A 22,625-nucleotide genomic window follows, 5' to 3' on the forward strand; every position below is an offset into this window, starting at 1 on the left:
ACTATGAGCTATTTTTTATTCGACAACAAGAAAGTTTTTTACAATGAATTTGGCATGGGTACGCCTTTGCTTTTTCTTCACGGAAATACAGCTTCATCTATGATGTTTTTTGAAATTGTTGAAAAATATAAGGATAATTTCAAAGTCATTTTGATTGACTTTTTGGGGCACGGAAAATCAGACAGACTCAGTGAATTTCCCGCCGATTTATGGTTCTATGAAGCACAACAGGTTATTGCTTTTCTGAAAGAAAAACAATACTCCAACGTAAATATTATTGGAAGTAGCGGAGGCGCTTTAGTTGCGATCAATGTAGCTCTGGAGGCACCGCAGCTTGTATCAAAAGTGATCGCGGATAGTTTTGAGGGAGAAAGACCTTTAAAAGAATTTACAAAAAATGTTAAGGCGGATAGGGAGTTTTCCAAACACGATGATAATGTAAGAATGTTTTATCAGTATATGCAGGGTGATGACTGGGAATTTGTTGTTGACAATGACACTTCTGCTATTATTAGGCACGAAAAGGAAATAGGTAAATTCTTCCATAGCGAACTAAATGACTTTCAGCCCGATATTCTTTTGACTGGAAGTAAACAAGATGAATTTGTTAGTAGTATTTCTCCCACTTATTTTGAAAAGACATATGGAGAAATAATTAGTAAAATAGGGCATGGGAAAATGTACCTTTTTGGTACAGGCGGACATCCTGCTATGCTTACCAATCCTGACGAGTTTTATAAAATAAGTATGGAATTTTTTCACGCGCAAGTATTTGAAGAATCAAATTAATTACACATAGTTACATCAATTCGGATTTTCGAGAACGGAAATGAAATAGGTTTTAAGTGAATGGCTGTTGTGAGATAGGATCTCTGTAAAAAGGACGATATCCATACTGTGGCGCTAATGGGCAGCAAGATTGTAATGGAATTTGCGTACGTTGAGCTGACAAAGTAAACGTTAAGGAGGGATATATCATAAGCGAAACAATGAAATTTGCCGGCAGAGAAGAATTCCGTGAATGGCTCAGTAGGCATTGTGAATCAAAGGCCGGTATTTGGCTTTTATTCGGTAAGTCTGGCGGACCTCAAACGATAAAAGCGAAAGAAGCTTTGGAAGAAGCTCTCTGTTTTGGCTGGATTGACGGACAGATGGAAAAGATTGATGATAAGACATATAAGAAGTATTTTTCTCTGCGCAGAAGGAACAGCAAATGGTCGGAGAAGAATAAAGCCTTGGTGAAGAAGCTCGAGGAAGAAGGGCTGATGACGGATTTTGGCAGGAAGAAAATAGATGAAGCTAAGAAGAACGGCCAGTGGGAAGCTTCTAACCCTCTGGCGATCATTACAGAAGAAGATATTGCCAGTCTGTCCGCATTGCTAAAAAGGCATGAACTCGCTCACAAAAATTTTCAAGCCATGTCTCTGTCCGTCAAGAAAACTTATACACGGGCATATCTTGATGCGAAGACAGACGCTGGAAGGGAAAAGCGAATTGCTTGGATAGTGGACAGACTTAATAAAAACCTGAAACCCATGTGATTCTTTTAAAGGAATATCCTGAGGAAGAATGAAAGCGGGGAAGTTTGCTGCTTCGGGATGGGATTTAATATCTGTTCCTGATCAATAATAGTTAGATATGGAAAGGCTGATAAAGATATTTTAGTATCATCAATCAGATGATGCATGCGGAAAATGCGGTTGTGATTCAGCCCCCTATTATAAAAGAGCTTTGGTATTGAAATTCATGTTGATTGAAAAGTTGCAGAGCGTAAATTTAGAATTTGATAAGGGGGATAGGTATTGTAATGAAACTGTTTTTCCGTGCAATGATAAAATTTATATTTGGAATACTGCTTGTGGCTTTACTGCTTTTCTTACCTGCTGGGACTTTTCACTATCCGAATGCTTGGCTGTTTATGGGAGTCTTATTTACTCCTATGTTTTTCGTGGGATTCATCATGATGATAAAAAATCCCAAACTACTAGAAAAACGACTTAATGCCAGAGAAAAAGAAAGCGAACAAAGTCTTGTGATAAAATTGAGCGGTCTTATGTTTTCGGCAGGCTTTGTATTGGCGGCTCTTGATTTTCGTTTTTCTTGGCTGCCATTGCCGAAAGTCATTTCCCATACAGCGGTAGGAATATTTTTGCTTGCCTACTTGATGTATGCAGAGGTTTTAAGAGAAAATATATATCTTTCAAGAATCGTGGAAGTTCAGGAGAATCAAAAGGTTATTGATACGGGTCTTTATGGTATTGTAAGACATCCGATGTATAGTGCGACGGTTCTGCTTTTCCTATCCATGCCTTTTATTCTCGGTTCGTTTATTTCATTTATCGCTTTTCTTTTCTATCCGTTTATCATTTCAAAAAGAATTAAAAACGAAGAAAGGATACTGGAAACTGAACTTAAGGGCTACAAAGAATATAAGCATAAGGTGAAATATAGATTAATTCCGTTTGTATGGTAACGAAAAATTTGTGTTTTTAAAATTCCGTTTGCCGCGTCGGTTTCTATGCGCCTTGTCGAATTAAGGCCTAGGCGTATGATGGAAAAATAGAACTGGAGTGTCATGGACACCGCAGTTCTATTTTTGTCTTTTTCTCATTTGAATCCGAATCAGATCGTTGTTGATCCAAAACGGCAGAAAGAGGTATATGAGGATAAAAATCACAAAAAGATAGACGATCAAGCCGATGAAAAAATGCAGACCGGCAAGAGATACAGTCAGAATGGCGATCAAAAGGCAAACCGGCCATGTCAAGGAGAGACGATACAGGCTGTGGCAATGCGGGCATTCCATCCGCAGAAATAAAAAGGACAGCGGCCTGAGCGGAAGAGTCTGACCGCAACGCGGACATGTAATTTTATTCTTCATGATGGGTTCCTCCTTGAATCCCAGAAAGTAAAACATGCAGCGATTTTAAGCCGCAGAGGATCATCAGTAAAAAAAGACTGAAATTGAACAGGTCGTGAAAATAGGTCAGCGTCATCCATCGCAGAAAAGCCAGATACAGCCATGAGGTTTGGCTAACAACATAGAATTGAGTATACCAGGCACTCCATGCGTAAAGTGCGATGGCCAGCCAGTAGATCAAGTCTAATATCAGCGATCGATTTCGTGTTTTCATGGCTTGCCTTTCTTTATAAACGGCTAAGCTTATTTCTGCTTTTATTATAAAACAAAACTGAAAAAAAGCTAGAGCAGGAAAAGACAGGAAATCAGAGAAAGCCGATCTGCGGAGGAAGGGGACAGGGACGTTGCGGCAAGATCTTGAGAAGTAAAAAATATCGGATGCGAAGAAAAATCAACCTGTGAAGAAAAAGAATTCAGTCAATTCTTTGTTAAAAATGTTGACAATCTAACAAATTGGAAATACACTAAAAATAGTGGCTGAAGCAGGACTTCGGCAAAAGAGGGGGGTGGAACGAATGGATAACCCGGGCGGTAGTAGTTGCAGGCAAGGCATCAATAAAACGGGAAATTCATTCTTTCCGCTCCTGGAGGGCGAGTCTGCCCAAAAATAAAGCTCCAGGACGTTTTATTCATGCTTTGCGAACTTGAAGAACAAACTTGAAGGAGGGCAAAGTATGACAGTCAAAACCATCACCGAGCTTTTATATGCAAAAAAATACGCTCAGATCAAAAAAGAACTCAACGAGATGAACAGCGTGGACCTGGCTGAATTGCTGGAGCAATTTTCCCAGGAAAGCATGGTCATCCTTTTCCGTCTGATTGCCAAGGAAACGGCGGCGGAGGTGTTCACCAACATGAACACGGAGAGGCAGCAGGCGCTGATCAGCACGTTTACGGAAAAAGAGTTGAAAGATATCTTTGAGGATATGTTTATGGACGATACCGTCGATATCCTGGAAGAAATGCCGGCGAATGTCGTGGAACGGATTTTGGATGTCACAGACAAGGAAACCCGTTCGCGCATCAATGAGCTGCTGCAGTATCCGCAGGACAGCGCCGGCAGCATCATGACGACCGAATATGTTGATTTGAAAAAGACGATGACCGTGCGGGAGGCCATTGCGAAGATCAAGCGCGTCGGCATTGATCAGGAAACGATTTACACGTGTTATGTCATTGAAAATAAAAAGCTGCTGGGGATCGTCACAGCGAAAAGTCTGCTTTTAAACGAGGAAAATGTCCGGATCGGTGATCTGATGGAAACGCATGTGATTTCCGTGCGGACGCATGATGATCAGGAAGAAGTGTCCAAACTGTTCCAGAAGTACCGGCTGATTTCCATTCCGGTCGTTGATACCGAAAACTGCATGGTCGGCATTGTCACCTTTGACGATGCGATGGAGGTCTATCAGGAAGAGATGGCCGAGGATATCGCCTTGATGGCGGCCGTTCAGCCCAGCGATGATTCCTACTTCGGCACGTCTGTTTTCAACCATGCCAAACATCGGATTTTGTGGCTGTTGTTTTTAATGCTTTCAGCGACGATTACCGGGACGATCATTTCCCGCTATGAAGAAACGATTTCGGCGATCCCGCTTTTGGTTTCATTTATCCCGATGCTGATGGATACCGGGGGAAACTGCGGAACACAAAGCTCAACCCTGGTCATTCGCGGAATTGCGACTGATGAAATTCGCTTCGGCGATCTGTTTAAAGTTGCGTTTAAGGAAAGCCGGATTGCTTTGCTTGTTGGCGCGGCGCTGGCTCTGGTCAACGGATTGCGGATCATCTTGATGTATCAGGATCCGCGGCTGGCGATCTTGCTGGGAGTTTCCTTAATGTGTACGGTTTATCTGGCGGAACTGATCGGATGCATGCTTCCATTGTTGGCTAAGAAAGTCCATTTGGATCCGGCAATCATGGCGGCGCCGCTGATCACAACCATTGTGGATACTTGTTCCATCATGATCTATTTTGCGATTGCAACGCATCTGTTTGCGTTGTAAGCCGCAGCCGGCAGCGGCGCTGAAACAATCCAATTCCTGCTCCATTTTCAGACATTCACAGAAAAGTGAGTGTCTTTTTGTTTTCCATCACGGCTATCTCCCCAAGTCCTAGCCGGTCTGCACAATAGTATACAGTGGGTCAACGAAAGTTTGACCGGAAAGGAGAATGTCAAATGGGAAACGTAGAAAGAGCGCTCCGGATTCCGCGCAGCTGGATGGAATCCGACGCGGATTTCGCAGCGGAATGTGATCGTCCGCATCGTCCAACTCCGCCGTGCAGACCTCAATGTCCAAACGGAAGTCATGATTTCCGCACTCGCTTTGACGATGTGAATTTTTTGGAGGATGAAATCGAGGAGGCTGTCAGTTTTTCGGACGGCTGCGGCTGCCATCCGGAGCCACCGGTTTGTCCGCCGAGCTGCGGCTGTGATTGTGACTGCGATGAAGAACCGGATGACTGCGGCTGTGATCACCATGACTGCGGCTGCCCGGATGAGGACTGCGGATGCGGCCACCATCACGATGACGACTGCGGCTGTGATGACAATAACGAAGATCAGACAGACTGCGGCTGCGGTCATGACTGCGGCTGTCAAAAGGATCCGGATCTTGACGAGGATTGCGGGCATCAGAATGACTGCCGGAATAGAAGTCTGGCTATGCCGTATGTCATTCGTCAGCGCTGGACCGGAAAGCGGGAAATCTACAATCGTCCGCGCGCTTTATTAAGAGGCACGCTGTTTGTCGAACTGGACAAGCCGTTTACGGGGAAGGGAGGCAGCCGGGATGAATAAGAAGGAATTGCTGCGCGAACTACAGGAACTGGATTTTGCGATTCAGGAAGCCGTTTTATTTCTGGACACCCATCCTCACAATGAAGTTGCGTTAAGCTACTATCGTTATGTTACCGGTCTGCGCCGCAAGGCTGCGGACGAATACAACCGTGTCTGCGGTCCGCTGACCAGCCGGGACAGCCGCGGACGCCGCTGGGATTGGGTCAATAGTCCATGGCCGTGGGAAAGAGAGGGATAAATCCATGTGGATCTATGAGAAAAAACTGCAGTATCCTGTGAATATCCAGAAGCCGGACCCGGCAATGGCAAAGCTGATCATTGCGCAGCTGGGCGGCTCTGATGGAGAAAAGGGTGCTTCTGACCGTTATTTGAATCAGCGTTACGCGATGCCGTATCCTGAAGTTCGGGCACTGCTGACGGACATCGGCACAGAAGAGATGGCGCATGAAGAAATGATCGCCACGATGGTTTATCAGCTGTTAAAAGGCTGTTCCGCTCAGCAGATCAAAGCAGCCAATGCCGCCGATTACTATGTCGATCATACCGCCGGTGTTTATCCGCAGGGAGCTAACGGCGTTCCTTATACCACCGCTTATATTCAGTCGAAGGGCGATCCGATTACAGATCTGTCAGAAGATCTGGCAGCCGAACAGAAAGCTCGCACGACGTATGAAAATCTGATGCGGCTGGCAAAGGATCCGGAAGTTTACGGACCGCTGCTGTTTTTGCGCGAACGTGAGATTGTTCATTTCCAGCGTTTTGGCGAAGCCCTTGACTTTGTCCGCAAGGATCTGGACTGCCGCAACTATTATCGCTACAATCCGGCTTTTGATCGCTGATTGAAGGCTGGGGGACGGGACGGCTCCCGTCTTTACATCACAATTCGCGAAATCAGAAGGAAAACAGCGGCGGGAATCAGCGGGAATGTTTTTGCGACGGTGAACGGACAGGAGAAATATCAGATAGACTTTGCGCGGCGGAATGCGGAACTTTCTTTTTCCTTTTTCTTTTTTCGGCTTTTTTGGTTAGGTAATAACGTTTCATATTACTGTAAAATCATGGTAATTTGAATATGAAACTATTATAATGATGAATATATAGAAAAGGTGCAGAATATGAAAATAAAAACTAAATTTAGCATGATAGCGATGGCGGCAATGCTCATGATGCAGGGCTGTGGAGCGAAACAGGAAAACTATGACCGCCTGCTGGATCCAAACAAGCCGATTACGCTGGAAATCTGGACTTATTATAACGGAACGCAGAAAGCGGCCTTTGACGGATTGGTTACCGAATTTAATGAAACTGTTGGCGCTGAAAAGGGGATTGTGGTTGAAGCGTACAGTCAGGGCAATGTCAATGATTTGATTCAGAAAGTTGAAGAATCGGCGGAAAAGAAGGTCGGGGCTGGGGAAATTCCGGATATCTTTGCGGCTTATGCCGATACCGCATACAAAGTTGATAAGCTGGGCTTGGTAGCCTCAATTGATCAGTATATGACGGAAGAAGAACTGGCGTCCTATCGGGATGAGTATATGAGCGAAGGCCGGATCGGCGAGGACGGCAGCCTGAAAATTTTTCCGATTGCTAAATCCACGGAACTCATGATGCTGAACAAGACGGACTGGGATCGGTTCGCGGAAGCTGCCGGCGCTTCTCTGGACGAGTTAAATACATTGGAGGGCGTGACGAAGGTTGCCCGGGAATATTATGAGTGGACGGACAGTCTGACACCGCAGCCCAATGACGGCAAGGCTTTCTTCGGCCGGGATGCGATGGCGAATTACATGATTATCGGCAGCCGCCAGCTGGGAAAGGAAATTTTTGCGGTTGAAGGGGATCAGGTCACGCTGAATCTGGATCGTGAGATCTTTAAGAAATTGTGGGATAATTACTATATCCCTTATATTCGCGGCTACTTTACTGCCCAGGGACGTTTCCGTTCGGATGACGCGAAGACCGGCGATCTGATCGCCTTAGTCGGATCCAGCAGCGGAGCTGCCTATTTCCCGAAGGAAGTGGCGGTGAGCGATGTTGAAAGCTATCCGATTGAGTCCGTTCTGGCCGCCGCGCCGATGTTTGCGGACGGAGAGAAAATCGCGGTTCAGCAGGGCGCCGGCATGGTCGTGTCCCGCTCGGACGCAGCGCATGAATATGCTTCGGTTGTGTTCTTAAAATGGTTTACGGAAGAAGATCGTAATATTGAATTTTCACTGGCCTCGGGTTATTTGCCGGTAAAAAAAGCCGCAAATGATTTTGAAACGATTAAAAAAGTTATGGACAGTCATGAAGAACTGGCTTCCGCCGAGATGATCGATGTGGTTGAAGTTGCGGAAAAGCAGTTGAATGAAGTCGAACTGTATACTACGAAAGCGTTTGAAGGAGGCAATGACGCCCGCTCCTTATTGGATACATCGATGCAGGATCTGGCGAAAGCGGATCGGGAACAGGTCAAAGCGAAGCTGGCGCAGGGACTGAGCTTGGATGAGGCCGCCGCGGAATTTGAAACTGAAGCTTATTTTGACGCTTGGTTTACGTCGCTGACGCAGCAAATGCAGGAAATTGTAAAGAAATAACGTTTGTAGAAAAGGAGTAACCGGAATATGCTGAAAAAAGAAGTGTTTTCAATCGTATTCTGATCCCTTTGATCATCGTTCAAATTTTTCAGATCAGTTTGTTTGGGATGTTGGTATTTAACGGCGGCGTGATTACCAAGCTTGATCGAAATGCTGAGGAAATCCTGAACGAACGGGTCATCAATCGGAAGAATTATCTGGAGAATGAAATGATCCAGCGCTGGAGTAATTTTTCGATCTACCAGACGAAAATTGAAGAAGAAATCGAGCAGCAGCTGGCTGGGGCTGAGATGACGGTTGCTGATTTAGTGCCGGGAGCCAAACTGACCAGCGATATCTTAAAAACAATCGGACCGGATCTGATCGCTTTAATGCGCCGAAATACCGTGACCGGCGTTTTTCTGGTCTTTGAAGGGACGCCGTTGAAGATCAGTGAAGACGGGGCGGTTGAGAAAAGCGGCTTATACCTGCGGGATCTGGATCCGATCAATAATCCCTATGATAATTCTGATCTTCTGATGGAACGCTCGCCGACGGATGTAGCGCAGGCTTTGGGCATTGCGATGGATGTCGGCTGGAGTCCGCGGTTTAAAATTACCGCGGAAAGTTACTTCTACAACAATCCCATCCAGGCAATTCGTTCCGCCCCGGAGCTGGCGCAGGAAGACGCCGGGTACTGGGGTTACGGATCAACGTTAAACGAAGCGATGATTAAAACGCTGACCTATTCCCAACCGTTAGTCGCAAGCGACGGCACGGTGCTGGGCGTCCTTGGAATTTCATTGGCGGACGATTATCTGAAGACGATGCTGCCGGCCAAGGAACTGCTTTCCGATCAGTCCGGTTCATATATGCTGGCGATTCTCGATGAATCCCAGGCGGCAGCGGAGGGCTTAACCTTACAGAAGGTGACGCACAGCGGCGGTGTGTTCATCGCGATGTTTGGCGAAGCGGAAGAGCTGGTCTTTCAGATGGATCAGGAAATATCCGGTTCCGGAGCGCTGATTCATACGGAGGCGTTAAAGCTGAAGCAGCGGATTTACGGCAGCATGCAGCCGCTGGATCTGTATAATACCAATGCTCCGTTTTCGCATCAACGATGGGTGCTGGTCGGGCTGGAATCCCGGGATGCGCTGTATGGTTTCTCGCGGAAAATCCAGAATACAATTCTGACCTTTATGATTCTTTCAATGCTGGTCGGTCTGACTGCGACCATCTATGCCAGTTACCGGCCTTCCCGTCAGATCGGAGCCTTGGCCCGCAAAGTCCGCAATTCCGATCCGAACCGGCCGATTCATCTGGATCCGATCCGCATCACGGAAATTGATCAGCTCAGTCAGGCCATTGAAGAACTGAGCAAGAGCGTCGCTGAAAACAGCTCGCGGCTGTCGCAGATTATCGGCATGCTTTCAATCCAGATCGGTGCGTTCGAAATCGATCCGGCAAAAAATTCTGTCTTCTGCACCTCCGGGTTCTTTGACGCGCTGCAGCCGCAGCAGAGTCATGAAGATCAGATGCTGACCCTGGATCAGTTCAGCGATCACCTGCAACAGCTGAATCTGGATCTTGGGGATTTAGGCCGGCAGCGTGAGAAACTGATCAAACTGGAGCCACAGAGCGGCGGAGCCCGCTGGCTGCGTTTGAAGACGGCGGCATTGGGGCAGACGATCCTGGGTGTAATTCAGGATGTAACGGCGGAAATGGTGGAACGTCACCGCATTGAATATGAACGGGATTATGATGTTCTGACCAATTTGTTAAACCGCCGGGCGTTCCAGCGGTTTGCCCAGGAACGGTTTGAGCATCCGGAGCGGCTGAAAATCACAGCCTTTATGATGATGGATCTGGATAACCTGAAGTACATTAACGATACCTACGGACATGACTGCGGCGACGGCTATATTCGCAGTGCAGCCGATGTTCTGCGCAACAATGCCGGCTCGCATGAGATTGCCGCGCGGATGTCCGGCGATGAGTTTTACGTTCTGTTCTATGGTTATGATACGGACTTCCAGATTCGTCAGAAGATCGAACAGATCCGCAAGGCTATGGCGGCTTATGAGATGGATCTGCCGGATGGCAAGCGCATTCGGATCCGTGCTTCCTTCGGTGTTTCGTGGTATCCAAAGGACAGCCGGAATCTGGAAGAATTAATCAAATACGCTGATTTTGCGATGTATGAAATCAAGAATTCCGTGAAGGGCGGAATCAAGGATTTTGAAATTGAAAGCTATCAGAAGGATTCGTTTATGCTGCACAGCAGTGAAGATCTCAACCGGCTGATTGAAAATGAACTGATCGATTTTGTCTTCCAGCCGATCATTGATGTCGCGTCGCAAACGGTCTATGGCTATGAAATGCTGATGCGGCCAAAGATGGAAAAATTACCGACACCTTCGGCAGTGCTGCGGATTGCCCGGGCGCAGTCGCGGCTGTATCAGATTGAACATCTAACTTGGTTCAAAGCGATGGAAACGATTGATCGCTATCATGAACATTTGAAAGGGAAGAAACTGTTCATCAATTCCATTTCCAGTCTGCGGCTGACGCCGGAGGATCTGGCGGAACTGGATCGGCGCTATGGTCAATACAATTCTCAGGTTGTCATCGAACTGACAGAAAGTGAAAAGATGGGTGAACAGGCCACGCTGCATAAACGGAAACGCTGCGTCGATCAGCATCAGGAAATAGCCCTGGATGATTATGGAACAGGCTATAATGGGGAAGCCACGCTGTTGGACTTGATGCCAAACTACGTGAAGATCGACATGAGCATTATCCGCGGGATTGATCAGGATCTCAACCGCCGCGAGTTCTATGAGGGGCTGGTTGTCTATTTCCGCAGCCGTCATATCAAAATTCTGGCAGAAGGTGTAGAAACCCGAGCAGAAATGGAAGTGCTGATCGAATGCGGTACGGATTACATGCAGGGATTCTATTTCCGCAAAGGCGAACTGATTCCGCCGCAGCCAAATCCGGAAGCGATGGAAGAACTGCGCAAAGCGGTGAAGAAAAAAGCGAAAAAAGAACAGCCGTCTAAGGAATAAAAAAACAGGATATTTCACCTCATTCGTGAAGTATCCTTTTCTTCGGGTTCAGTAAAAATCTCAGTCTGTATAGGTTGAGCGGATAAACAGGAACATTGAATAAAAAAACTCCATCTTTGGGCTTTTTCAGTGTATAATACAAAATAAAAGACAGGAACGTTTGTTCCTGTCTGATCGTGAAATCTGGTGGAGCCGACGAGGATCGAACTCGCGACCTTTGCATTGCGAACGCAACGCTCTCCCAGCTGAGCTACGGCCCCAGACACGATATTAATTTTATCACCAATTAAGAAATTGTCAAGATTAATGAGGAGGAAGTTATGCAGGATAGTTTACAACAGGCCCGGGAAACGATTAATGAAATTGACGCCCAGATGGCAGAATTATTTGAAAAGCGAATGTCAGCGGTCAGGCAGGTTTTGGCTTATAAGCGAAAACATCAGCTGCCGATTCTCGATGCATCCCGCGAACAGATTGTGATTGAAAAAGGCTGCGCCCTGATCCAGGATCCGGAGTTAAAGCCCTACTACGAAGAGTTGCTGATCAAACAGATGGAGCTGTCGCGTAGATATCAAAAAGTTCTGTTGGAAACAGAATAAGAACGTAGACAGGCAGTTGGATAACAAAAAGAGGAAGATTGCAGACGGGTCATATCCCCGTCCGCGTCATTCCTCTTTTCTCATGTTCATGAGTCTGTCTATGCTGAGCCCAGCGCTGTCCCCAAGCCAGTAACAAGGCACAGCCCGCAAGCACAGCCGAACCCAAGGTCAGCCAGTAAGCGGGATATCCGCCCAGGCGCAGGATCTCCTGTAAAAAGCCAATGTCCGGGACTTCCCGAAGAAACATGTAATTTTGTCCCCAGATCCAGTCCACAGCGAAGGCGCACAGAGCACTGAGGCTCAAAATCACCGTGACAGAAGGCAGCTGCCTAAACGTTGGGGAGTAACCATCGCACAGAAACATCAAGATGGGAACTAAAATCAGAAGCAGATGCAGGGCAAAGCTTTGGAACGTCTGAAAGTGGAAAAACGGATATGTGCCGACAATCCCAGCCGGATAAACGATAGCCGTGATTCCGCCGAGAATGGAAGTGGCCCACACATAACTGCGCAGGGCTTCTGAGCGTGTAAAGACGGCAAGCGGAATAAACAAGACCTGCAGTCCGCACAAATGCAGCGGAAGCAGCTTGACCCAATACCCTTCGCCCAACAAAAACAACCAGACAATCCGCATCAATTCCAGACACGGGACAGCGACAGCCAGGCCGCGGAGTAATTTTCTGGCCGCCTGCCGCGAATGGGTTTGCGTCCAATGCAGAAGCAGCCCCAGACTCAAGGGAATGAACAAAATTTCCAGAATATGAGGCAGACTCAAGAAACCATAGGCTGTTCCAGGCAGCACCTCATCCCAGAAGCAGAAGAATTGTGAGATAGTAAAACCTCCTTTGAATCAATGCTCAAATTGCATGCGGTATAAATGGGCATAAGCGCCGTCGGCGGCCATCAGCGCCGCGTGATCGCCTTGTTCCAAAATGCCCTCGTCTCCCAAGACGACAATCCGCCGGGCGTTGCGGATCGTGGATAAGCGATGCGCGATGACAAACGTTGTGCGGTTGCGGGCCAGGCGTTCCAGGGAATCCTGAACCACCTTTTCACTTTCATTGTCTAAAGCACTGGTCGCTTCGTCAAAAATCAAGATCGGCGGATTTTTTAAGAAAACCCGGGCGATGGATAAGCGCTGCTTCTGACCCCCGGACAGTTTCACGCCCCGCTGCCCGATATCGGTATTATACCCATCCGGCAGCTCCATGATGAAATCATGGGCATTGGCGGCTTTGGCAGCCGCAATGACTTCTTCTTCCGTGGCCTCAGGCCGTCCGTAACGAATGTTTTCCATGACGTTGCCCGCAAACAGATAAACATCCTGCTGTACAATGCCGATGCAGCTGCGCAGCGATTTCATTGTAACGTCCCGGATATCCTGACCATCGACTAAAATCCGGCCTTCACTGACTTCATAGAAACGCGGAATTAAGGAACACAGCGTGGTTTTACCGGCCCCGGAGGAACCCACTAGCGCCAGGTATTCTCCCGGTTCCACATGCAGATCAATGTGTTTCAGCACATAATCGGAAGCCGAGGCATATTGAAAGCCAACGTCTTCAAAATCCACTGCGCCCTTGACTTGAGACAGCGTCCGGGCATGCGGCTTATCCTGAATATCCGGCTCGACTTCCATAATTTCCATAAAGCGCTGGAAACCGGTGATGCCTTCCTGAAACTGTTCCGTGAAGTTGATCAGCTTTTTCACGGGTTCCGTCAGATTGTTGATGTAAAGCAGATAGGTCAACAGATCCCCCAACAGGATCCATTTCATCGAAATGAACGTGGACCCGGCCAGAATGACAACGACGGTGATCATCGTGGTAAAGGCATTCAGTCCGGAGTGATAATAGGCCATAATTCGATAACTGTTCTTGCGGGATTTGACATAGCGGTTGTTCTCAACATCAAATTTTTCCATTTCACTGCCTTCACTGGTAAACGATTTGACGACACGGATTCCGGATAAGTTATCCTCAATCCGGGCATTGATATCTCCAACGCGTTCTTTGTTCTGCTTAAAGGCTTTGCCCATCTTCTTGTTGAAGTACAGCGCAAAAACAAGCATGACTGGCAGGATGGAAAAAATGATGAGTGTCAGCGGAACATTGATTGAAAGCAAAATGAAGAAGGCGCCGAAGAACTTGATGATCGAAATCACCACGTCTTCCGGTCCATGGTGGTAAAGCTCAGTTAATGAAAACAGATCGTTGGTCAGCCGCGACATCAGCTGGCCGGTCTTCTGTTCGTCATAAAAACTGAACGACAGCTTCTGATAATGGCTGAACAGCTCATTCCGCATATCGTGTTCCATCATGACGCCCATATAATGACCTTTATAAGTAATGAAGAAATTACAGAGCAGTTCAATGAAAATTAACGCGACCATGACCAGACCGATTCGGAAAATCAGATCCAGCTGCACGGACTGCGAGCCGACTAGCACCGTATTGGTGATGTAGCGCGTCAGCAGCGGAAAGACCAGCGAAATCGCCGCTACGATGAAGGCGCAGACCATATCGGCGATAAACAGCCTCAGATAAGGCCGGTAGTACGAAAGAAATTTTTTACCTCGGACATTAAGCAACACAATTCCCCCTTTTAGTTAGACATAAGTGTAGCCCAAATTTGCGGAAACTTCAATCTTTCCGAACGGTTCCGAAAGCATTTTAATGATTTCGGATCATCAAAGCCGTAAAGACTTGCGGTGTCGTTCGCCACTTGATAAGATAAAGAAAAAGCAAATGAAGGCGTCGCGCGGGATCAGGATATCCGGCAGGGAAATTCCAGGTTTACCGCCGAAGCGAATCGGATAGCCTGCGATCCGCTGCCCGGGGATCGGAAATTTTTTAACCGGGAGGCTTGTTTTTGAAACAAAAATACTGTGGATTGGAGCGTGAAATCCGTGGAAGAAAATCAAATTGTACTGCAGGTGTCAAGGGGCAGAATATCGCTGGCATCGTGCGGATGCGCAACAGGAAGGAAGCTCATATGACTAAACGAAAATACAATCAGAAAGAAGTGGAACAGGCAAGGCGCGGCCGAATTTATATCAACCGTGAGGACGCCCGTATTTTTGTCAGAAAAAGCGGCTTGTACGCGTGGACGATGAATTTGGGAAATCCCGCGTCATGGATTATTATGGGCCTGGAATTGCTCGTCATCTTGCTGATCACGAGGATTTTCTTTTTCTGAGAGTTCGGTTCGGCGATTGTGAATCCGCCGCGGACAGCGATCAGACAAACGGGTAAGAAAAGACGGATTGAGGACTTTGACATACCCTGATCAATGAAGAAGAGGAAAGGAAAAACACCGGGCCCTGATTTGCGGGCAGCGGTGCTTTATCCTGATTCGTGCGGTTAAAGTTATTTGTAGCAGTCCTGGAATAAACTGGCCAGCTTCGCCTGCAGCGCCTGCTCGAATTTGGCTGCGGCCTCCATGGTGCTCTGCACCGTTTCATTGACCTCGATCAGCTTATCAATCGTAATGCATTCCATGGAAACTGCACACTGCAGTTTTTCCCCTTCGGCATTGAGGATGTGCGCCAGCGCGGCTTCCTCCAAAGCAATCGACTGCAGAATATCGGTAATCGCTTGTGAACGGGTGACGTTACTACTTTTAATTTCAGGCATTCCCATAAGTTAATTCCTCCTTACACTGACATCGTATTCCATCCGGGCAAAAGGACCCGGGCCAACGACCCGAGGTTATGGAAAAGTTTTGGGCATCATACACTGATCAGGGGGGATGATCATGAAAATTGTTATCGTTGGATATGGTACGATGGGCCATTTGCTGTTAAGCCGGATAGAAGAAAAGGAAGATCTGCAGTGTGTCGGTCTGATCGCCTCCTCGTATTACCGGGAGATTGCCGAGCTGCCGCAGCATCCCGAGGTCATCATTGATGTCAGCCATCCGGATAATTTCGTCAAGATTGAGCGGGCGATGCAGACCCAGCGCATTCCTCTGGTTCTGGCAACGACCGGATACAGCGAAGCGCAGAAGCAGAAGATTGAAGGATGGGCAAAAAGTGTACCGGTAGTCATGACCAGTAACTTTTCAATTGGCATGACGATCGTCAATAAGATGCTGAAATGCTGTCAGAAGGAAATTGCCCAGTATTTTGACTGCGATATTCTTGAAATTCATCATGAACAGAAAAAGGATAAGCCCAGCGGCAGTGCTTTAATGCTGAAGAAAACGCTGCAGGGACTCTCAACGGACCGCTATGGCTATCAAAAACCGATTTCTGTAACATCGCTGCGGCATCGTCAGATTGCCGGGGAACACACGGTGATCCTGTGCGGGGATCACGAACAGATTACGATTACGCATACCGCAGACAGCCGTGAAATCTTTATCCGCGGCATTCTGGAAGCTGTGGAAGCCATTCCGATGCTGAGCGCCGGGCTGTATTCCATGGAGGACTTGCTGAGGCAGCGGCTTGGACTTCGCCGCTGAAAACGGTAAAGCACGGTTCAATTCGTCAGAGACAACGCCCTGACTTTTATGCTTCCTCTTGCTTGCGGCTAGACAGCAATCGAAAGACGCGCGGCAAAGGAGGCTTGAGGTTGCCAAGGCGATCTGATAAAATAAAGTCATTGTCAGAGGTTTACTGGACGAAAGTCTTCTGATTCTGTGGGAGGAAATCAAGTGGAACGCTATTTTATTAAACTTTGGGGAGTTCCAACACTGCAGGAAAACGGTCAGTCCCGCGCGCTCAGCGAAATTTTAGGCAAACAGCTGACGGAGCTGCTTTGTTATTTTCTCATTCATCGCGGAGAGTTAGTTAGTCATGAACGGTTAATAGAACTGTTCTGGCCGGAATCCGTAAATCCTCAAAACGCCCTGAAGTTTGCGATTCATCGTCTGCGTAAATGCACTCAGGCTTATGCTGAAACGAAAGATCAGGAGTGGATTGTAACCGGCAGCCGCGGTTATTTATTTTCGCTGCAGGCCCCGGTGGATTCTGATTTGCATCAGCTGGATATTTTGAAGCCGGAAGCGCTGGCTGAAAAGCCGGAATGGATAGAAACGCGGGTCCGCGGCGAGCTGATGGCCGGCTATTCTTCTCTGTGGATTCTTCCGCTGCGTGAATTCTGGAAAGAAAAAGTTATAACCTTAGCTCAGGATACAGCGGCACTGTTGGAACAGAACGGAAAGTCAGAGGCTGTTTTGCGGATCACACAGTGGGCGCTGGCGCTGGATCCGTATTCCGATGATCTCAATTATCGCTATTTATCCGAACTGGTCAAGGCCAAGGAGTATAATCGGGCCTTAAAGCATTTTGATCAGATTTACGAACGGTTTTATCATGAATTCGGCGTGGAGTTTGAAGGCCGATCCAAGTCTTTGATTTACTTCCTAAGCTCAGAGCGGGAGTCAACGCATACCATTCAGGAGCTGATTGAGGAAATGAATGCTCAGGAAGACGGCACTGCCTTTTTCTGCGAGCAGCCAGTTTTCCGCAAGCTGTATCAGGCGCGGATGCGCGAAAGCCGAAGATTGGACATCAATTCCTATTTGTTAGTTCTGGATGTCCAAGGTGTTTCGGCAGAGCTTGGCAATCAGGCAACGGATGCTTTGATTCAGATTGTGAAGAATCAGCTGCGCTCCTGCGATATTTTCACCCGAACAGCGGCCTGTCAGTTAGCGGTGATGTTGATGCTAAGCGCGGAACAAGATGTGCATAAGGTGGTCAAACGGCTCAGTCAGCGGCTGAATCACAAATATCCGACAACGCAGGTCAGGATTTATTATCATGCGCAGAAAATCGAACAACCCTCCTCAACTTCAGCAGTCTGATCAGTCTTTGGTCTGCGGCGCATGGAGGTTTGTCGGCAAGGCAGTTGAAACCCAGCTCAAAAACGGGGTATAATAAATAAAAAGACGGAAAGAAGGAGATTTTATGGGAGTATTATTAACGACACTACGAAAAGATAAAATGCAGGCTCTGAAGGAAAAAGACACGGTGAAAAATGGTGTCTGCAGTTTATTGATCTCCGCGATTGCCTTGGCGGAAAAGGAATCAGGAAAGCCTTTAAGTGAGGAAGAAGAGCTGACGTATGTGCAGAAGGAATTAAAGCAGACAAAGGATTCGCTGGCCCAAACGCCTGCTTCTCGGCCGGATCTGATTGCCGAAACGCAGCGCAAAATTGCGATTATCGAAGCCTATCTGCCGGCGCAGATGAGCGAAGCGGAACTGAATGAAGCGGTATCCGCTTTGATGGCTGAATTGCAGCTGGAGCCGGTCGTGAAAAACAAAGGGATGCTGATTAAAGAAATGATGGCCCGATATCAGGGAAAAACGGATGGCAAATCGGTCAATGCCGCGATCAGCCGTATTCTGAAATAACAAAGACTTCAAATCAGGACTTGCCTAGGGCAGGTTCTTTTTTCTGTTTTAAAGCCTTGGAAGAAAGGTTTCTAACTGGTCATAGCCAGAGGAAAACGGGTCAAGTAGGGACAAAAAAGTATGAAAAAACCGTCTCCTTTTCGGAAAACGGTTTTATTTGTTAACGTACAGTGACGCATTGTTCCTCACTGTGTAAGCCGGTGCTGTAAACATAGTAGCCGCAGACTTTAACGCTGCCGCCGCCTTCAACCCAATCATAATAAGTGGGCTGATCGGAGCTGACTTCATGATACAGGTTGCCGTTGAGATAGACTTTGGCGTAGTAGTACGGATTGCCGAGAATCCAGTTCCAGTCAAACAGCTTCTGTCCCACAGCGTAAACATAGATGTCCCCCTGCGATAAGCTGATTTCCTTTTGATTGGCCGGAAGATCGCCGCGATAGCCGCCCCAATTGATCGTCAGTCCGCCCCACTCGTCGATGTAGCCGCTGACGGTGCTTTCCAACTTTTGCTCAGAATTGCCCCATGGCGAAACAAGATTGTTGTATTCTTTTTTAATCAGGCCGGTTGTCGACAGACTTGGATCTACGCCATCCAATGAAGCATACGGGAAAGTTCCGATAATATGAGTGATGTTTTCTACGCCATCCGGACGGGTCAGGGCTTTCGGCGGATCCGCTTCATCATAATTGGCGTCCAGAAGCAGTTCGCAGATTTGGCCTGGTATGTTCAGCTTGCTTTTCGCGTTGTTGAAATAGGTGCCTTCATCCTTCACGCCTTTATCATAACCTACCCATACCACATTGGTCGTCTGACTGGTGGAAGCGATCATCCACTTATCTTTAGCCGCGCCTTCCGGAATCCCGAACCGCAGGCCGTCTTTGCCCCAGTCTGTCGTTCCAGTTTTGGCATAAACTGGATAACTGCGCTTTAAAACCTGCATGTAATTGAAATAAGGACCTTCAACGCAGTACTGCATAAGAGTGCTGGACATGTAGGCCGCTTCTTCACTGATCACCTGTTTGCCGTCGTGATCGGCGACGTAATCCGCGGTGCCGTCGTTGAATTCAATGCGGGATATGGTATGCGGCTTGACATAACGTCCGCCGTTAACCATAGCGGCATGCGCGCTGGCCATTTCCGTCGCGCTGGCCTGGAAGCTGGAGCCGCCGATGGCATAGCCGGTATCAAAGTTATCGTTGTTCACCTGTGAGAAGCCTAAGCTTTGCAGATAATCGACAACCTTGGAGCGCCCAATCGTATCGATAACTTCCTGCAAGGTCTGAATTGCCGGTGTGTTCAGCGACTGACCCACAGCCTGCTGCAGCGTTACGTCGCCGCGGTACTGTCCGTCAAAGTTATTGATGACCTTTTTGGTTCCGCGATATACAATCGGCCGGTCGGTAATCACATGATCGGTGGCCCATCCCAGATGTTCAAAGGCCAATGCATAGGACAGGAACGGTTTTACCGCTGAGCCCGGCTGTTTAAACTGACTGATCGCCCGGTTTAACAGACGCGCGCCGGAATAGTTCCGTCCGCCGCCTAAGCCGCGGATCTCACCGGTCTGATTGTTCATCGAAACGATTGCGATCTGCATCAGCTCATCCGGATATTCAATATTTTCGCCTTTCTGGATCGCGTCGATCTGTTCCTGAACGGTACGGTCCATGTTGGTGTAAACCTTCATCGGCGTCAGGGCCGGATCTTTGCCGGTGATCTGCTTGACTTCTTCAATCACCGCGTCGACATAAGCCTGGTAAGGCCCGCCGCTTTCGGAAACTGTGTAATCCTCGCCGACTAACAGATCCTCTACACGAATGGATTTGGCCAGATCGGCCTCCATTTCAGTGATGTAGCCATGATAAACCATCATATCCAGCACCGTATTGCGCCGGTTTGTGGCATAATCGAGATTTTCATACGGATTATAGGCATTCGGCCGGTTGATAATCCCTGCCAACAGCGCGCTTTCACCCAAGCTCAGATCTTTTGCGTCCTTGCCAAAATAATACTGCGCCGCTTTCTGCACGCCGCGGATATTGCCGCCGAAGTTCAGTTTGTTCAAATACAGCTGAAAGATCTGCTTCTTATCAATCTGTTTTTCCAGCTTCAGCGCTGTCCAGATTTCCTGGACCTTACGATCAACGGACTTTTCCGCAATCGTGGAGTTTTCCAGATCATCCACCTGGAAGTAGGTGTTTTTTACAAGCTGCATCGTAAAGGTGGAACCGCCCTGACCGAAGCTCTTGGATTTTAAATTTTCCAGCGCCGCTTTCGCAAACCGCGGTACATCGAAGCCGGGATGCTCGAAATAGCGTGAGTCCTCAATCGCGACAAACGCGTCGACCAACGAATTGGGCATATCTTCATAAGTGATATTTTCACGCAGATACGCGCCCAGCTCGGTAATCAAAATTCCATCCTGATCATAGATCTGGGATGACTCCAATCCTTCAAAATCGTTTAAACTGATTTCAGGCGCATCCTTGATCATTTCAGAAGCGATATATAAGCCGCCTCCGCCAACCGCCAGACCGGCAATCAGAAGAAAATAAACGAAGAAGATCGCAATTTTCTTCCCTAATGAACCTCTGCGCTTTTTTTTCTTCGGTTTATTTTGGGATTCTTGAGGATCCATAGATTTGTTTTGTTCTGACATTCGCTTTGATTCTCCTTACTCTGTGGGGGACTTCCGCAGAAATCCATTTTGATGAATCATTCTTTATTTTACCACAATCTTATAGATTGGCAAAAAAGAGAGAAGGAAAAGTGGTAAAAAGCGCCATTTTCTTGGGAAAAAAGCTGAAAAAGCGGAAAAAACCAGGAATATCCGGGTAAAAATCCCATTGACTTTTCCTTTCTGACGTGTAGAATGAAGATAAACCAGTGATGGGGAGATCAAGCACAGACAGGCGCTTTAAGAGAGTTTGGGTAAGGTGGAAGCCAGACAGAGATGCCGCTGGGTAAATGGACCTCAGAGGGCCAAGTGAAAGAGAAATCGAGTAGCTGCGGACGTGAGCCGACGTTAAAAGGCAGAAAATGTGTTGGCATTTTTGGTGAGTGGAGAAAAGACTGTGTGAACGTCTTTTTTCAAACAAGGTGGTACCGCAGGAAATTCAGCCTGCCCTTGAAGGAAAGTTTTATCTTTTCCGCGAGGGCAGGCTTTTTATTGATCCGGGATCCTCTCGCTTAAAAGCCAGAAGAACAGGAGGCGATGAGGATGTTCAGCATCCGCATGTGGAGTGAGGGACGGGCTGAAAAAGCCGTCCGTAAACAGGCATCAGTATTTTGAGAAAAAAAGGATGAAAACCGGAGGAGAAAGAATATGAAAAAAACAGGAAAATTGATGATGGTGTTAGCGTTAGGAATCTTGATGAGCTTAACCGGCTGTTCGAAAAAGATCGTGGAGGGTCCGCGGATCGGCGTCATTCAGCTGATGGAGCATACCTCGCTGAATATGATTTACGACAGCTTCAAAGAGGAACTGGAAGCATTGGGCTACAAGGACGGCGAAAACTGCACGCTTGTGTTTAAAAATGCCCAGGGTGAACAAAGCAATATCGGCTCGATCGTTTCGTCATTCCAATCGGAAAAGCTAGACGTTGTCGTGGCCATCGCCACCCCGACCGCTCAGTCTGCGGCAAAGCTGGCGGAAACCACGCCGGTGATCTTCTCGGCGGTGACGGATCCGATTGAGGCCGGGCTGACTACGAGCCTGGAACATCCGGATCAAAACATAACCGGCACCAGCGATGAAGTGGCTGTGGAACAGATTTTGGATCTGGCAATGCAGCTGCAGCCGGATTTAAAGACCTTGGGGATGGTTTATAATGTGGGGGAGGTGAATTCCCAGACCAATATCGCCAAGGCCAAGGCCGCTGCCGAAAAACTGGGACTGACGGTGATGGAGGCCCCGGTCGCCAATACGTCCGAGGTGGCGCAGGCAGTGCAGGTTCTGAGCGAAAAATGCGACGCTTTGTTTTCCCCCAATGACAACACTGTCGCAACGGCGATGAGCACGGTCACCCAGATTACCCGCTCAGCGCAGATACCGGTGTATGTCGGCGCCGATTCCATGGTTATGGATGGAGGCACGGCGACAATTGGCATCAATTATGTGGATCTGGGCAAGGAAACGGCACGGATGGTGGATCAGGTGCTTCAGGGGACGGATGTCAGCGCAATTCCAGTGAAGGTATTTAACCAGAATCTCAGCATTTACGTCAATGCGGATGCTTTAGAAGAGCTGCAGCTGACGCTGCCGGACAGTGTGGCCGCGGATCCGCAGTTAGTCTTGTTAAACGATCCGCAATAAAGAGAAA

At 47.8% G+C, this 22,625-nt stretch carries 21 protein-coding genes and 1 tRNA gene; 15 read left to right on the forward strand and 7 right to left on the reverse strand.

Annotation, left to right across the window (positions count from 1 at the left end; genetic code table 11):
• Positions 1 to 3: 3 nt before the first annotated feature.
• The 3 genes from BN162_RS12690 (at position 4) to BN162_RS12700 (ending at position 2,473) form a co-directional block, all read left to right on the forward strand.
• The gene (locus BN162_RS12690) at positions 4 to 789 is read left to right on the forward strand and encodes an alpha/beta fold hydrolase (protein ID WP_020225495.1); all 786 of its coding nucleotides are present in this window, start codon (positions 4 to 6) and stop codon (positions 787 to 789) included.
• Positions 790 to 989: 200 nt separating this feature from the next.
• A complete protein-coding gene (locus BN162_RS12695) occupies positions 990 to 1,541 on the forward strand; it encodes a YdeI/OmpD-associated family protein (RefSeq protein ID WP_020225496.1) in 552 nt (183 codons plus the stop codon).
• 266 nt (positions 1,542 to 1,807) lie between these two features.
• The gene (locus BN162_RS12700; protein ID WP_020225497.1) at positions 1,808 to 2,473 is read left to right on the forward strand and encodes a methyltransferase family protein; all 666 of its coding nucleotides are present in this window, start codon (positions 1,808 to 1,810) and stop codon (positions 2,471 to 2,473) included.
• Between the two features lie 117 nt (positions 2,474 to 2,590).
• Here BN162_RS12700 and BN162_RS12705 read toward each other — a convergent pair whose 3' ends face one another.
• The gene (locus BN162_RS12705) at positions 2,591 to 2,881 is read right to left on the reverse strand and encodes an A24 family peptidase (RefSeq protein WP_020225498.1); all 291 of its coding nucleotides are present in this window, start codon (positions 2,879 to 2,881) and stop codon (positions 2,591 to 2,593) included.
• On the reverse strand, positions 2,871 to 3,134 hold the full coding sequence (locus tag BN162_RS12710; protein WP_020225499.1) for a hypothetical protein: 264 nt from the start codon (positions 3,132 to 3,134) through the stop codon (positions 2,871 to 2,873). The genes BN162_RS12705 and BN162_RS12710 overlap by 11 nt, the downstream gene beginning before the upstream one ends.
• A gap of 460 nt (positions 3,135 to 3,594) precedes the next feature.
• Between BN162_RS12710 and mgtE the strand changes: the two genes are divergently transcribed.
• The 6 genes from mgtE to BN162_RS12740 all read left to right on the forward strand — a co-directional run bounded on the left by mgtE (position 3,595) and on the right by BN162_RS12740 (position 11,343).
• The gene (gene mgtE, locus BN162_RS12715) at positions 3,595 to 4,926 is read left to right on the forward strand and encodes a magnesium transporter (RefSeq protein ID WP_020225501.1); all 1,332 of its coding nucleotides are present in this window, start codon (positions 3,595 to 3,597) and stop codon (positions 4,924 to 4,926) included.
• Positions 4,927 to 5,099: 173 nt separating this feature from the next.
• Positions 5,100 to 5,720: a spore coat associated protein CotJA gene (locus BN162_RS18960; RefSeq protein ID WP_020225502.1), complete on the forward strand. Its 621-nt coding sequence runs from the start codon at positions 5,100 to 5,102 to the stop codon at positions 5,718 to 5,720.
• Positions 5,713 to 5,958, forward strand: coding sequence for a spore coat protein CotJB (locus BN162_RS12725; RefSeq protein WP_020225503.1), 246 nt, complete (start codon positions 5,713 to 5,715; stop codon positions 5,956 to 5,958). The genes BN162_RS18960 and BN162_RS12725 overlap by 8 nt, the downstream gene beginning before the upstream one ends.
• Positions 5,959 to 5,962: 4 nt before the next feature.
• On the forward strand, positions 5,963 to 6,559 hold the full coding sequence (locus tag BN162_RS12730; protein WP_020225504.1) for a manganese catalase family protein: 597 nt from the start codon (positions 5,963 to 5,965) through the stop codon (positions 6,557 to 6,559).
• Between the two features lie 276 nt (positions 6,560 to 6,835).
• On the forward strand, positions 6,836 to 8,296 hold the full coding sequence (locus BN162_RS12735; protein ID WP_040452085.1) for an extracellular solute-binding protein: 1,461 nt from the start codon (positions 6,836 to 6,838) through the stop codon (positions 8,294 to 8,296).
• A gap of 107 nt (positions 8,297 to 8,403) precedes the next feature.
• Complete coding sequence (locus BN162_RS12740; protein ID WP_147612193.1) at positions 8,404 to 11,343, forward strand: EAL domain-containing protein; 2,940 nt, start codon at positions 8,404 to 8,406, stop codon at positions 11,341 to 11,343.
• A 184-nt stretch (positions 11,344 to 11,527) separates the two neighbouring features.
• Here BN162_RS12740 and BN162_RS12745 read toward each other — a convergent pair.
• Positions 11,528 to 11,603, reverse strand: a tRNA-Ala gene (locus BN162_RS12745).
• Between the two features lie 60 nt (positions 11,604 to 11,663).
• Between BN162_RS12745 and BN162_RS12750 the strand changes: the two genes are divergently transcribed.
• Positions 11,664 to 11,942, forward strand: a complete 279-nt coding sequence (locus BN162_RS12750) for a chorismate mutase (RefSeq protein WP_020225507.1) — start codon at positions 11,664 to 11,666, stop codon at positions 11,940 to 11,942.
• 49 nt (positions 11,943 to 11,991) lie between these two features.
• Here BN162_RS12750 and BN162_RS12755 read toward each other — a convergent pair whose 3' ends face one another.
• A complete protein-coding gene (locus BN162_RS12755) occupies positions 11,992 to 12,744 on the reverse strand; it encodes a YwaF family protein (protein ID WP_167540024.1) in 753 nt (250 codons plus the stop codon).
• A 48-nt stretch (positions 12,745 to 12,792) separates the two neighbouring features.
• A complete protein-coding gene (locus tag BN162_RS12760) occupies positions 12,793 to 14,535 on the reverse strand; it encodes an ABC transporter ATP-binding protein (RefSeq protein ID WP_040452087.1) in 1,743 nt (580 codons plus the stop codon).
• 401 nt (positions 14,536 to 14,936) lie between these two features.
• Here BN162_RS12760 and BN162_RS12765 point away from each other — a divergent pair, with 401 nt between their 5' ends.
• A complete protein-coding gene (locus tag BN162_RS12765; RefSeq protein WP_020225510.1) occupies positions 14,937 to 15,140 on the forward strand; it encodes a hypothetical protein in 204 nt (67 codons plus the stop codon).
• 170 nt (positions 15,141 to 15,310) lie between these two features.
• On the opposite strand, the gene BN162_RS12770 is transcribed toward BN162_RS12765, so the two are convergent.
• A complete protein-coding gene (locus tag BN162_RS12770) occupies positions 15,311 to 15,583 on the reverse strand; it encodes an alpha-helical endospore appendage domain-containing protein (protein ID WP_020225511.1) in 273 nt (90 codons plus the stop codon).
• A gap of 115 nt (positions 15,584 to 15,698) precedes the next feature.
• Here BN162_RS12770 and dapB point away from each other — a divergent pair, with 115 nt between their 5' ends.
• From dapB to BN162_RS12785, 3 genes are all read left to right on the forward strand, one after another.
• Positions 15,699 to 16,406, forward strand: a complete 708-nt coding sequence (gene dapB / locus BN162_RS12775; RefSeq protein WP_020225512.1) for a 4-hydroxy-tetrahydrodipicolinate reductase — start codon at positions 15,699 to 15,701, stop codon at positions 16,404 to 16,406.
• 192 nt (positions 16,407 to 16,598) lie between these two features.
• A complete protein-coding gene (locus BN162_RS12780; RefSeq protein ID WP_020225513.1) occupies positions 16,599 to 17,750 on the forward strand; it encodes an AfsR/SARP family transcriptional regulator in 1,152 nt (383 codons plus the stop codon).
• 103 nt (positions 17,751 to 17,853) lie between these two features.
• Complete coding sequence (locus tag BN162_RS12785) at positions 17,854 to 18,300, forward strand: GatB/YqeY domain-containing protein (protein ID WP_020225514.1); 447 nt, start codon at positions 17,854 to 17,856, stop codon at positions 18,298 to 18,300.
• A gap of 160 nt (positions 18,301 to 18,460) precedes the next feature.
• Here BN162_RS12785 and BN162_RS12790 read toward each other — a convergent pair whose 3' ends face one another.
• A complete protein-coding gene (locus BN162_RS12790; RefSeq protein WP_020225515.1) occupies positions 18,461 to 20,962 on the reverse strand; it encodes a transglycosylase domain-containing protein in 2,502 nt (833 codons plus the stop codon).
• Positions 20,963 to 21,628: 666 nt separating this feature from the next.
• Here BN162_RS12790 and BN162_RS12800 point away from each other — a divergent pair.
• The gene (locus tag BN162_RS12800; protein ID WP_020225517.1) at positions 21,629 to 22,618 is read left to right on the forward strand and encodes an ABC transporter substrate-binding protein; all 990 of its coding nucleotides are present in this window, start codon (positions 21,629 to 21,631) and stop codon (positions 22,616 to 22,618) included.
• The last annotated feature ends 7 nt before the right edge of the window (positions 22,619 to 22,625 follow it).

This window comes from Holdemania massiliensis AP2 (assembly GCF_000327285.1).
In the GTDB taxonomy this organism is placed as follows: Bacteria; Bacillota_I; Bacilli_A; order Erysipelotrichales; family Erysipelotrichaceae; genus Holdemania; species Holdemania massiliensis.